Raw genomic sequence first — 12,679 nt, 5'->3', positions numbered from 1 at the left:
CAGTTATCGACGTTCAAAATTTTATACTTTCTTATCTTTTTAAAAAAACACTCCGTTCCAGTTGGATCGGAGTGTTTTAGTGTTCAAGCCTGCTGGAGTCAGCCGCCATTCCCGCATTTTTCTTTCTTGCAGGCAAATTCACAATAATAACCGAACTGAGTATCAGCAAAGCACCGGCAATCTGGATTGCATCAAGATTTTCTCCGTAAAGTGTCACTCCTAAAAGCATGGCCACGACTGGTTCCACTGTAGCGATCACAGCTGCCTTGCTTCCATCTGTTTTTTCCAGTCCCCATGTGTAAACAAAATAGGCGAGAACCGTAGGCACAAACCCTAAACCAATACTAAGAAACAAAACTTCAGCGTTCAAAAAAACTGAAGCTTTTGTCCATAGCTTTGTTACCGGGATCAGAAATACCGAAGCAACCAGGAACGTATAAAGCGTAACTGTCAAAGGATGATACTTTCTTAACGCAAATTTCCCGAAGATGGTATAAAGCGCATACCCGAACCCGGCACCTAATCCCGTCAAAATTCCAAGCAGTGTAATATCACTGCTGCCTGCTGATAATCCGGCAACTAATATGCAGCCCACAATGGTGCCTGCCACAGCTGCAATTTTTCTTAGATTTATCCCTTCCTTTAAAAACAGATAGGATAATACAGTCACAAATGCAGGAGCGGTGTAAAGCAGAACGACTGCCAATGAAATGCTGATCTGGTTCATTGCTGTGAAATAACAATAATTAAAAAAGACGATGCTCAATATCCCGGTTCCAGCAAAAAACCGGATGTCAGTGGCAGATTCCAGTTTAAAACAGTTCCGGAAACGCATTATCCCGATTAGAACGAGAAAGATGGCCGCAAAAAACACTCTTACAGCCACGATTTCCATAGCTGAGAATCCATATCCCCCGAGCCCTTTAACAAATACAGCAATAATGCCCCATAGACTTGCTCCTAACGCAATCATTAGAAATGGAAGTAGTTTCTTCATTATGTCTCTCCATGAAGTAAGAGGATGGCTGAGACCACCCTCTTACAAAAATTATGATTAAACACTTATTTCAGCTCATACACCTTGCCGTACTTATCATACAGATAATCAATTAAATGCTGGGCATTCAGGCCTTCTCCGGTTACATCATTTAAGATTTCAAGCGGTTTTTTCATTTTGCCGAACTGGTGCACATTCTTAGTGAACCATTCTTTGATTGGCAGTAAATTACCCTCTTCAAGCAATTCATCATAATTTGGCAAGTCCTTTAACATGCTGTTTTTCAGCTGCGCTGCATACATGTATCCCAAAGCATATGAAGGGAAATAACCGAAGCTTCCCCCTGCCCAGTGAACATCCTGCAGAACGCCTTCTCCGTTATTTTCAGGCTTTACTCCCAAGTATTGTTCATATTTTTCATTCCAGATTGCTGGAAGGTCTTTAACTTCAATTTCATCGTTAAACAAGCCTTTTTCAATTTCATAACGGATGATGATATGAAGCGGATATGTTAATTCGTCTGCTTCAATACGGATTAAAGAAGGCCTTGATTCATTAATGGCACGATAAAAAGCACCTATTGACACATCATCAAATTGACCGCTTGCATATTCTTTAAGGAGGTCATAATTCTTTTTCCAGAAAGAAAGATGTCTTCCGACAAAGTTTTCATAAAATAATGACTGTGATTCATGAATTCCCATGGATGTTCCAGAGCATAGCGGAGTTCCTACCAGGTCAGAAGAAATATTTTGTTCATAAAGCGCATGCCCGCCTTCATGAATCGTTCCAAAAACAGCTGTCCGGAAATCAGTTTCATCATATTTAGTGGTCACTCGGACATCACCGGGATTTAAACCTGTTGCAAAAGGATGAACGGTTTCATCGAGACGTCCTGCTTTAAAGTTATAGCCCATTTGATCAAGAACTTTAAGACTGAAATCCCGCTGTTTGTCCTTGGAAAAATGTTTAAATAAAAAGCTGGTTTCCGGTTTATTTTGTGATTCAGAAATTTGCTGAACAAGCGGAACAATTTTTTCCCTCAGCTTCCCGAACACCTGATCAAGCGTTTCAACAGTGACACCAGGTTCGTACATATCCAGCAGAGTATTATATTTGTTTCCTTCATATCCCCAATAAGAAATGAATCTTTTATTCATTTCAACAAGCTTTTCCAAATAAGGCTGGAACATTTCAAAATCTGAGCTTGCCTTTGCATCTTCCCAAATACTTTCAGCCTTGGATTGCAGGATGACATATTCAGTATATTCCTCTGCAGGAATTTTTTTGTTCCGGTCATAATCCTTTTTACATTCTCCCAGTGTTTTCAAAGTTATTTCAGAAAGATTTTCCCGGCCGGAAAGTTTAGCTATGTATGCTGCCATTTCCTCAGAAGTGGACATTCTGAAAACTTCTGAAGAGATCATTCCAATCACTTCGGAGCGCTGTTCCATCCCCTGCTTGGGCGCGCCTGTCCTCATATCCCAATACATCAGCCCGATGGCTTCATTATAGGCTGTCATTTTTTTGACATAATCAAGGAATTGCTGTTCTGTCTGTTTAAGTGATTCTGCCACAATTTTTCCCCCTTTATATCTATTACAGTATCATTTTATCATATTTTTCTGAAAAGGCAGTTTCTATAATCTTTTTCTTATTCTTGTTCCATTGGCTGTTTTTCTTTTTCACCTGGCTGCCAAAGAGTTATAATGGTGAAAAAGTGAACTAACCGGAAAGTGAGATAGAATGAAATATTTGATTTACTTTATCGTTATTGCAGCATTTATTGATACATTTTCACAGCTTCCTATAATGAGCCCGTTTGCGATGACATATAATCCATCACCCGCATTTGCGGGGATGATTGTTGGGATGTATTCCTTCTCGAATATGATAGGCAATATTTTAGCCGGTTATTGGATCGATAAAAGCGGAGCAAAAAGGGTTCTGGTGTCCGGCCTAACCTTAACTGGAATTATATTAGTACTGTATACATTTGCTGAATCACCCCTGCATTTAATTTCAGTAAGATTTTTTCACGGGTTATTTGGAGGCTTCCTGGTCCCTGCGGCTTTTACAGTCATTTCAAACCTCGGAAATTCAGAAAAACAAGGCAGAAAAATGGCTGTTTCAGGCGCTGCTGTCGGCTGTTCAGCCATTATAGGGCCCGCTTTTGGGGCAGTGATTGCTTCCAATTACACTATAAACTGGGTCTTTTTAATTATAGCGGCAACCATGATCAGCAGCGCAGTCCTCGCCTTTCTGTTTCTGCCGGCAGGAACTCTGAAAAATGTAAAAAAAGAGAGCTCCCATGAGAAAATGCTTCCATTACTTAAGAATCCTATGCTCACAGCAAGCTATTTAGGAGCCTTTTCTCTCATGTTTGCTCAAGGGACACTTGCCTACCTTCTTCCTCTTCAGGTAAAAGCTCTGCAAATTGATGCGATGTTCAGCGGGATTTTATTAAGCACTTTTGGAATAACTGCAATTCTTATTTTTCTGCTGCCCATTAATAAAATCTTTGATAAGTATAAACATCACAATAGCATGCTTACCGGAATGCTGATCATTGGAATTGCATTAATCCTGCTAAGTTCAGCATCTTCTCTTGGTTTCATGTTTTTTTGCATGGTTCTTTACGGCACCGGGTTTGCTCTTCTATTCCCATCCATTAATGCCCTTATTGCCAATCATACAACTGAAAAAACAAGAGGTAAGGCATTTGGCCTCTTCTATGCCTTTTTTTCATTAGGCGTGGTAGCCGGTTCCACCATATTAGGTTTCTTAGGAGTAACATTCGATACAGGTTTTATAATCGCCTCAGCCATTTTATTGTTAACGGTATGCGGCATGTCGATATACTTTAAAAAGAGAAGCCCTCAAATATTAAAAAGCGGGAGTGACTGAAAATGAAAGAATTAGTAGGCATCTGCGCTGTTTGCGGGAAAGACCTTTACTGTCTTGATGGATTCTTCAACGGAGTCCATAATGAAAAAAATGAAACCATCTGTTTTGAATGTATGGAAGAACAGAAAGAATCCGCAGAGTAAGCATCTGCGGATTTTTTTGTTCATTTGAGTTGTAAATTTTAAAATTGTTCTTCGCAATATGATATATGTCACTTATTTGAAAAGCTCACGCTGTTAAACTTAAAGTAATTAATAACAATTCTCACTGGCAGGTGATTTTCAGTTATTGACAATTATTTTAATCCATCAGCCGATTGAAGGAGAGAGATTAGAATGGAAAACAAAGTTATTGAACTTGATGTAAGAGAGGATTTAAAAAATAAATTGGAGCCGTTTCAAAAAATCATGTCGACGATTGCTGAACTTGATATCGATGATGTTTTTATCCTTCATGCCCCGTTTAAGCCCATCCCTCTTTTTGGGGTATTAAAGGCTAAAGGGTTTGAATATAAAGCTGAAGAAATTGAAAAGAAGCATTGGAAAGTGACCTTTACTAAGAGAGGTGCGTCAAAATGAAGCTGGATAACCGGGGGCTGGAACCGCCTCAGCCGATGATGAGAACACTCGCGGCTCTTGAAGATCTGCCAGAGGGAGAAACATTATCAATTATAAATGACAGACGGCCCATGTTTCTTTATGAACAGCTGGACGAAATGGGCTGCAGATATGTAACTGCCGAACAGGAAGACGGAAGCTTTTTAATAGAAATTAAAAAATAAGCAGGTGATCCCGTTGCTGGCCAATACAAAAAATGAGACCAATATCAAACTTCCTTTTTCATTTATTCTTTTCAGCTTACTCTGCTTAATAGGATCTATGGCGCTCATTCTTTTTCAGGGGGAATCCATAATTAACAGTCAATTTCGTATCCCCGCCATTTGGTCAGCGGCTCATTTGTTTATATTGGGCTGGGCGCTGATGACAGCAATGGGAGCCATGTATCAGCTCGTTCCGGTGGCCTTTCTTACCCCTATTTGGAATGAAAGATTTGGATTTATACAATTTACTGTAACCGCCTTTGGAATATTATATTTTGCTCACAGTTTATTTCATAATCCGGCGGGTGCAATGCTGCCCGGGCTCATTACTTTAACAGGCATCTTAATGTTTCTGCTGCAAATGTACATGACTTTAAGGCAGCAGGCAAAGCCCAATGTACTGACTCTTTTCGTAGGAACTGCACTGATTAGCCTGTTATCTGCAATTCTATTGGGAATCCTTATGGTCTTCAGCATGAAAACCGGATTTATTTCCGGCCATTATCAAGCAGTCTTTAAAAGCCACATACTGCTTGGAACGGCAGGCTGGTTTACACTTCTGATTTTTGGATTTTCCTATAAAATGGTTCCCATGTTTTCATTGTCCCATGGCTACAGCATGAAGCCTGCCAAATATGTGTTTATGGTTTATGCAGCAGGGCTGGCAGCGGCAGTTATTTCTTTTTTCACCGGGAATAATTCGCTTTTAACTATTGCATTAATGATCCTGTCTTGCGGATTTGCATTCTTCACCTGCCACATGCTGCAAATCCTGCAGAAAAGAGTAAAGAAAAAGCTCGATTATTCATTCCGATTTGCTCTTCTCGCCATACCTGCAGGACTGACAATCCACCTGGGAGCATTCATAAGCTCTCTAATTGGAAGCTTTCAAAATACAGTTGGATATCTCGTATTTGCATACCTCATGCTTTGGGTAGCTTTGAGCATTCTCGGTTATCTATTTAAAATCGTGCCATTCTTATGGTGGACCTGGAAATACAGCAAAGAGATCGGCAAACGGAGTGTACCTTCTCTCAAAGATATGATGAATGACAAGGCATCCATTCCGGTTCTTTCAGCTTTCATTCTCGGTATACTCAGTGTGACAGTCTCCATCGTATGTGAACAGCCCGCCCTGTTCCTATCCGGCCAGATTGTAACGGCTGGAGCCAGCATTGTTTTCTGTTATTTGATTATTACTGTATTAAAACAATAGGGGGAATTAACATGAATCGAAAAGAAGTGGTTCTCAGCAATCTAAAAAGAGTTATGGATCCTGAATTGAATATAAACGTGGTTGATTTGGGCCTTATTTATGATATTAATTTTCCCGGTGGCGGCAAGGCAGTTATTACCATGACTCTTACAACACCGGGATGCCCGCTGCATGACAGTATAGTCAGTGGAGTTAAATATTGCATTGAAGATCTGGAGCTATTTTCAGATGTAGAGGTTAACCTTGTCTGGGAGCCTGCCTGGACTCCTGCTCGCATGACACCCGAAGCAAATCAGCTGTTGAGAGGTTAAGAAAAGCGGAAGCGCCTTGCCCACGAAGGAACGCAGACTAAAAGCGCCACGTCCTGTGGCAACGTCTGCATGACCCCCATCCTGGGGGCCTCAAGCACAAGACGAGCCTCCCGGAAAGGCTTTCTTTGCCTTTTTGGAGGATTGTAGTAAATGTGGAGGCGACTGCCCAGGGACGACAGGCATAAGACGGTTCCTGTAAGAAGGCGTTTTTCCTTCTGAAAGGAAACGGCTTATGACCCCGAGTCCCTAGAAGCCGCTACTAGACAAGCTTGTGACCTCGAGGGGGTAGGCTGCTTGCACTAGACAGTTATCGACATTCAAAAATTATATACTTTCTTATCTTTTAAAAGGAAGGCAGCGCCCGCTTGGGCACTGCCTTAGTTCAGCTTGTTACAGGCTCTGCAGGCAGAACCTTTTTTATCATTTCGCGCACTTCAGGATTTTCATTTTTATTCATCAGAATATGAACGGTCCCTTTGTCTTCATGTGTTCTAATTAATCTTCCAATCCCCTGCCTTAACCGCAGAATCATATATGGCAGATCAACCTCTTTGAAAGGATCGGCCGAGCCTTCCCTTTTGGCCGTAAAGACCGGATCGTGCGGAGGGAATGGGAGACCATAAATAAGCACATTCTCCAGGGATCTGCCCGGTATATCAAGACCTTCCCATAAATGAACAGAGCAGAGGACTGAATGTTCATCATTCTGGAAATTCGATACGAGGCTGCTGATCTCTGCATCCCCTTCAAAAAAGACCGGCACACTTATTTTCCCTGAAACAAAGGCTTTGAATTCTGCCAGCTCAGAAGAACTGTTGAATAATACTAAAGCACGTCCTTCTGTTGCCTTAACTTGTTCGAGAATGTATTCCATTTTCGCTGTGCCTGATCCCTCTGCAAATTCCGGCATGCGAATGACCATATTTTCTTCATAGTCGAACGGGGAATCTACGGTAAAGGATAGATAATCATCTACTCCCAGGCTTTTTGCCATATAATCAAAGGATTTATTCTCAGACAATGTTGCTGAGGAGAATACAAACGGCTTCTTCTGGGAAAATACTTCTTCCCGCATAATATCCTCTACCATTCTAGGCATGATAACCAGGGTTCTTTCCCCGTCATTCTCTTCAAACCAGGTAATTCCTTTTAAATCCTTAAGGAACAATGAAAGTGAATATGAGATTTGCTCAAGATATTCTTCAACAATTTTTAAGTCATATTCATTGATGACGTACATTTCGCTTTCAAATACTAATTCTTCCTCAAGTGTATTGATCAAGTCCTGCAGTTTACGTCCTTCTTTCATTACATCTGCAGTTTTTTCAATCGTTTTCTTGTCAGAACCAGTGTCACCCGAAGCAGACATGGACAGTTTCAGAAAGAAATGCTCATTCTGGTAAATAGCATCTTCAATGATATTTAACGTTTTTTCACGTACATCATTCGCCATGAGCCTTGTTAAGATAGATTCCAGAATCTGCTCGGAAAAACGATATGTCAAAGCCTTTTGAGAAGCATATTCCAGCAAATGGCCTTCATCAAAAACCACACATGAGCTTTCAGGAAGCAAAGGCAGCTGCCCTTCCCGTTTTCTCGATTCCCTGGTCCAGATATGCTCCATGTAAAAATCGTGTGAACAAATGATCAAGTCTTTTGCGCTGCGGTAAAATTCCCTATGGAGAGTTTGACCGCAGCGGTGCCGCTTATCACAAGTGAAACAGTCCTGGATTGAATCCCACGAGACATTTTTCCAATACTCATCCGGCAATTCAGGGTAATCTTTCCGGTCACCATATCTTTCAAACTTTTGCATGGATGAGCCTGTTTGAACAAAATCCGGAAGATCATCAAAAATTCGATTATAGTGATCATGAACATCATTTGCTACGAGCTTGTCCAGCTTGTTTAGGCATAAATACTGATCACGCGATTTTGCCAGTCTGACATCAATATTTAACCCTAATGCTTTCTCCAGCTTGGCAATATCACCTTCTTTTTTCACAAGCTGCTCGATTAAAGTCTCATCCGCACAGGCGATAATAGCAGGTTTATTTATGTACCTTGCATAACTGATTGCATATAAAAGATAAACAATCGTTTTCCCAGTCCCTACACCTGCCTCAGCAAATATAACACTTTTGTCTTTAAATGCTTTCTCCAGCTGAAAGGCCATAAATATTTGCTCATCCCGAATTTCAAATCCTGCATCAGGCAATATATCGTAAAAAACATCTCCGATCCACTCACTTAGCTTTTCATAAAAAGATTCGCTCTTGGATACGGCAAAAGGCATTCGGTTCGACATGCTACCCCTCCGTAATTAAAAAGTTAAAGCGCCTATAAACCAGACGCTCCTGAATTCAGTTCTATCAATATTTCATATATCAGCTGTTAATAATCAAATGAACATCATATAATTTTATCTCAAATACAGTAACTGTCAAGATATAGCGCCAAACCTGTTGTTTTCGCCTATCAATGTTGTCGTTGACTTCCGCTCCAGGATGCTCAACCAACAGCGGGGCGGGCGGTGAGCATCCTCGACGCTGCGCGTCTGCGGGGTCTCACCTGTCCCGCCACTCCCGCAGGACTTTGAATAAGCTTCCTGGAGTAAACACCTCACGAAGAAAATGCGAATGCTTTTCGAGGATCTCGCACCTTCCGCTCTCCAATCAACTCAGTAAATAATATAAAAAACTACAAACCTTGAGAAAACAGCCTTATCAAAAAAAACAGGGGTGCTTTTAGGCAGCCCCCTGCTCATTGTGAATGATTAGTTTACACGTGACATAGAAAATGACAATGCCTGCTGAAGTTCGTCCTGTGCGTTTCTAATACTCTCCAGTGCCTCTGCTGATGGATCACCGTCTCCATGTATAGCTTCAAGTGTTCCATTCAGCGCCTGGGAAATTTTATAAAAATCAATGCTGGAATGTTTCATTGCCACCCCTCCTTAGAAAAGCGCAAGCGCCTTGCCCACCCCCGACAATCCCCTAGAGGGGGTAGGCGCTGGAGCTAGACAGCTCTCGAAGTAGAATATAGATTCTGATGTGATGAAAAAAAAGAATCAGATAAATATATTCTATACAGTTTCAGGAGGTTTTATGCTTTTGCTGCTAATTATTTCTAGGCGGTCTTTTGCCCCAGTACTGATAATAATCTGTACGAATAAAACCATTGAATAGCTTTCGTTTTTTAGTTGCTTTTTTTCCATAGTGGGTTTCAAATTCCTCGTCTGAAGTCAGGATATAAATGGACCACGTGTCAAGAGGAACAAATGCACTTCCCATTTCAGCATACATCCGCTGTACCGCAGCCTTCTCGCCAAGGCGTTCCCCATATGGAGGATTCCCGACAATAACACCATATTCCTTAGGAGTCGTAAAATCACGCACTTGCATTTGTTTAAAGTTGATCAGATCACCCAATCCAGCTTCGAAAGCATTTTCTTCGGCTATCTTAACCATCCTGTGATCAATGTCAGCACCTGTTATATCGAGTGGCTGATCATAGTTTGCCAGGTCTTCAGCTTCATCCCTTGCATCTTCCCAGACTTTTTCAGGAATCCAGGACCACCCTTCCGAAATGAATTCACGATTGAAACCGGGTGCAATATTCTGGCCAATTAATGCTGCTTCTATCGGGATAGTGCCGGATCCGCAGAAGGGATCAGCAAAAGGCTTATCAGGGTTCCAATTTGTCAGCATAACCAATGCAGCTGCAAGTGTTTCCTTCAGTGGAGCTTCCCCCTGCCCTGCACGATATCCCCGTTTATGGAGGCCGCTACCGCTGGCATCGATGGTCAGAAGGGCTACATCCTTATGGAGAGCGACTTCTATTTTAAATAAGGGCCCATTTTCTTCAAGCCAGCCTGTCTTATTATACTTTGTTTGCATGCGTTCCACGATTGCTTTCTTGACAATCGCCTGACAATCGGAAACAGAAAAAAGCTTTGACTTCACAGACTTCCCTGATACTGGGAATTCGGCGTTTTCAGGCATATACCTTTCCCAGGGCAGCGCTTTGGTTTTTTCAAAAAGCTCATCAAAGCTTGTTGCTTTGAATTCTCCCACTTTTATGCGAACCCGATCTGCTGTTCTCAGCCATAAATTAGACCGGACGATTGCAGCTTCATCGCCTTTAAACGTTATTCGGCCATTTTCAACTTCACATTCATATCCCAGATCGCGCACTTCTTTGGCAGCGAGTGCCTCAAGGCCCATGGCCGTAGTGGCGATTAAATCGTATTTAGACATATTTTCACCCTAACCTAATTCTTATTTCTACTATGTATATCTAACTGGATCAACACATAAAGTATATCTGTTTACATGATTACCCGCAATGAATGCGTTAGTTATCTTTATTATATACCAGCCTGCAGCAAAGTAAAAAAGCTCTCCCATAAAGGAGAGCTTGAATTAATAACACTCATACTGTCTCACTAATAACGTTCTGTAAGCCATGTTTTGTACCGTAGTACTGCAAGCGACAAATGTCTCGTACTCAGGTGGTAATCATCTATCTACAGGCATCAGCCTGTCCTTCCCGTTGTTCATTTCCTCAGGGAAAGTGCCCCTACCATCATTTGGGTTTCTCGCTCGCGGGGTTTACCTCGTTCCACCCTTTTCATTTCTGAAAAGACTACGTCACTGTGGCACTTTCAAGGTATTCATGCCATATCCCGAAGGACTTAGGCATTTTCCCTGCCGTCAGCCGGAGCCAGCTCCGACTGCCCTAGCTTATGAATTCGCTAGGCACGAACACTACAGGCATCTCAGCCTGTGCGAGCATGGACTTTCCTCTACAATATAAGATATATTGCAGCGATTACCTGAACGCTATTAATGATCACAAAGAATATTATATGTAATCTGTGATGGAATAGCAATGGTTTTAAACTGGAAAGTCCGATAAATCCTGTCAATCATACAATTTACTGCCAAAAACGTGTTTTTCAAGATTTGATAATCTTTTTAGGATGTCAAAATTGGTTGTTCCTGCAGTTTGTGCTGCCGGTCTTCGTGAAGCTTCCTCAACCTGTTTTTTCAGCTTCACATTTTCCAGCTGAAGATCTTCAATTTCCTGATGGAATGCTTCGTAATCTTTAATGACCAAATCTAAAAACTTATCGACATCTTCAGGCTTGTAGCCTCTCATGGCTGTCTTAAATTCTTTTTCCAAAATATCTTTTGCAGTTAATTTAATTTTATCGGATAGCATGACACTCACCTCAGTATATCGGCAATCATAATTAATACTATTTTTCCAGAGATATGTACATTTGTCAATTTATCTGAGCATTATTCAAATGTATCTCTCTGAGAGAATTGTTCTTCTTCTACAATCAATTGTAAATCATAAAAGGTGATTAGTCTAATTTCATATTCATTTTCTTCCTGATATTTTTTGGCGGTTTCATACAGATACTTAGGGCTTCCCTCTTTTTCCATATCATAGAATAGAAGCAGCACATCACTTTTACTGACCAAAAAATGATTTTTTAATCTGAATTGCTGCGGGCTTTCATAAGGTTTTTTTGTTACTGACTCAACAAAATCTGCCTGAGCCAATATAGATTCATACCATTCTTTGTTGACATCCTTCCAGGAACCTTCCTGCTCTAAAAAGGGAGTAATGACTGCAAGCTTCAGGGATTCGTAACCTTCTAGCTGAAGATCATAAACAACTTCAGCTGCCCAGAGTTCTGCACCAAGCTGCCCGCTGATGATTACCCACTCAAGTCCGTCATCCAGCAAAGAAAGCAGGCTTTTTCTGATTGCGGTTTTGATGTAGCTGACAGCTGGTTCATCGTTTTTAAATATCCCTACTTCAAAAGGCTTGTACCCTGAAATAACTGCTACTTTTGTCAATTGCAAAACTCCTTAAAGAAATATGGCTGAGAAAGCTGCCATTTATATAAATAAAACAAGGGCATAAAGCCCTTGTTTATTATCTGCCGGAAAAACTTGGCCCTTGTTTTGGACCCATACCGGTTGATGCTCCAGCTACGCCAGTTCCAGGTCCGCCATATCCTGGACCCATCCCCATGCCAGGGCCCATTCCCATTCCTGGACCCATTCCTGGGCTATATGCACCTGCCACGCCAGGTCTTGGTCCCATATTCACATTCGATTGTGTCACCTGGTTAACATTTGACTGCGTTTGCGGGTAAGAGTGCTGATTCTCATAGTTAATGTGGTTTACATGAGTATGATGTGTAGGATGAATGTGCGGAACCACAATGTTCTGGAACGAATGAGTTACACAGCATTTTGTCGGATGGACAACAGCAGGCATCACCTGCGAAGGTCTTGGTCTGCAATACATGTAAAGATCCCCTTTCGAAATTGTTTTTACATTAACAACCTATGTAAGAAAGAGCAATCTTGTACTAATGAAAACACCTATTTTATAGGTACTGG

At 41.4% G+C, this 12,679-nt stretch carries 14 protein-coding genes and 1 other RNA gene; 6 read left to right on the top strand and 9 right to left on the bottom strand.

The annotated features are described in order from the left end of the window. Positions 1-76: 76 nt before the first annotated feature. A complete protein-coding gene (locus PBF_RS12885) occupies positions 77-997 on the bottom strand; it encodes a DMT family transporter (RefSeq protein WP_035330227.1) in 921 nt (306 codons plus the stop codon). Between the two features lie 65 nt (positions 998-1,062). Next, positions 1,063-2,574: a carboxypeptidase M32 gene (locus PBF_RS12880; protein WP_035330226.1), complete on the bottom strand. Its 1,512-nt coding sequence runs from the start codon at positions 2,572-2,574 to the stop codon at positions 1,063-1,065. 169 nt (positions 2,575-2,743) lie between these two features. Here PBF_RS12880 and PBF_RS12875 point away from each other — a divergent pair, with 169 nt between their 5' ends. From PBF_RS12875 to PBF_RS12855, 6 genes are all read left to right on the top strand, one after another. Next, a complete protein-coding gene (locus PBF_RS12875) occupies positions 2,744-3,904 on the top strand; it encodes an MFS transporter (RefSeq protein WP_035330225.1) in 1,161 nt (386 codons plus the stop codon). A 2-nt stretch (positions 3,905-3,906) separates the two neighbouring features. Beyond that, on the top strand, positions 3,907-4,047 hold the full coding sequence (locus PBF_RS26495; RefSeq protein ID WP_200870042.1) for a hypothetical protein: 141 nt from the start codon (positions 3,907-3,909) through the stop codon (positions 4,045-4,047). Between the two features lie 192 nt (positions 4,048-4,239). Then, a complete protein-coding gene (locus tag PBF_RS12870; protein WP_035330224.1) occupies positions 4,240-4,482 on the top strand; it encodes a DUF2249 domain-containing protein in 243 nt (80 codons plus the stop codon). Continuing rightward, positions 4,479-4,685, top strand: a complete 207-nt coding sequence (locus PBF_RS12865) for a DUF2249 domain-containing protein (protein ID WP_035330223.1) — start codon at positions 4,479-4,481, stop codon at positions 4,683-4,685. The genes PBF_RS12870 and PBF_RS12865 overlap by 4 nt, the downstream gene beginning before the upstream one ends. 4 nt (positions 4,686-4,689) lie before the next feature. Then, entirely contained in the window at positions 4,690-5,940 is a 1,251-nt protein-coding gene (locus PBF_RS12860; RefSeq protein WP_235192251.1) for a hypothetical protein, read from the top strand. A gap of 11 nt (positions 5,941-5,951) precedes the next feature. Further along, complete coding sequence (locus PBF_RS12855; protein WP_035330221.1) at positions 5,952-6,251, top strand: metal-sulfur cluster assembly factor; 300 nt, start codon at positions 5,952-5,954, stop codon at positions 6,249-6,251. A gap of 382 nt (positions 6,252-6,633) precedes the next feature. Here PBF_RS12855 and PBF_RS12850 read toward each other — a convergent pair whose 3' ends face one another. The 7 genes from PBF_RS12850 to PBF_RS12830 all read right to left on the bottom strand — a co-directional run bounded on the left by PBF_RS12850 (position 6,634) and on the right by PBF_RS12830 (position 12,584). Beyond that, positions 6,634-8,559 carry an ATP-dependent DNA helicase gene (locus PBF_RS12850; RefSeq protein WP_035330220.1) on the bottom strand — a complete coding sequence of 642 codons (1,926 nt, stop codon included), beginning with the start codon at positions 8,557-8,559 and terminating at the stop codon, positions 6,634-6,636. 468 nt (positions 8,560-9,027) lie between these two features. After that, positions 9,028-9,195, bottom strand: coding sequence for a hypothetical protein (locus PBF_RS26490; protein ID WP_200870041.1), 168 nt, complete (start codon positions 9,193-9,195; stop codon positions 9,028-9,030). A 175-nt stretch (positions 9,196-9,370) separates the two neighbouring features. Next, on the bottom strand, positions 9,371-10,510 hold the full coding sequence (locus tag PBF_RS12845) for a THUMP domain-containing class I SAM-dependent RNA methyltransferase (protein ID WP_035330219.1): 1,140 nt from the start codon (positions 10,508-10,510) through the stop codon (positions 9,371-9,373). 197 nt (positions 10,511-10,707) lie between these two features. Then, positions 10,708-11,096: RNase P RNA component class B (gene rnpB / locus PBF_RS25190), an RNA gene on the bottom strand. Between the two features lie 81 nt (positions 11,097-11,177). Continuing rightward, complete coding sequence (gene gpsB, locus PBF_RS12840; protein WP_035330218.1) at positions 11,178-11,477, bottom strand: cell division regulator GpsB; 300 nt, start codon at positions 11,475-11,477, stop codon at positions 11,178-11,180. 80 nt (positions 11,478-11,557) lie between these two features. Further along, positions 11,558-12,127, bottom strand: coding sequence for a DUF1273 domain-containing protein (locus tag PBF_RS12835; protein WP_035330217.1), 570 nt, complete (start codon positions 12,125-12,127; stop codon positions 11,558-11,560). Between the two features lie 79 nt (positions 12,128-12,206). Next, positions 12,207-12,584: a CotD family spore coat protein gene (locus PBF_RS12830; protein ID WP_035330216.1), complete on the bottom strand. Its 378-nt coding sequence runs from the start codon at positions 12,582-12,584 to the stop codon at positions 12,207-12,209. Positions 12,585-12,679 lie beyond the last annotated feature (95 nt).

Source organism: Cytobacillus firmus DS1, from assembly GCF_000565285.1.
Taxonomy (GTDB): Bacteria; Bacillota; Bacilli; order Bacillales; family Cytobacillaceae; genus Cytobacillus; species Cytobacillus firmus_A.
This window is presented reverse-complemented; position numbering and strand designations above follow the sequence as displayed.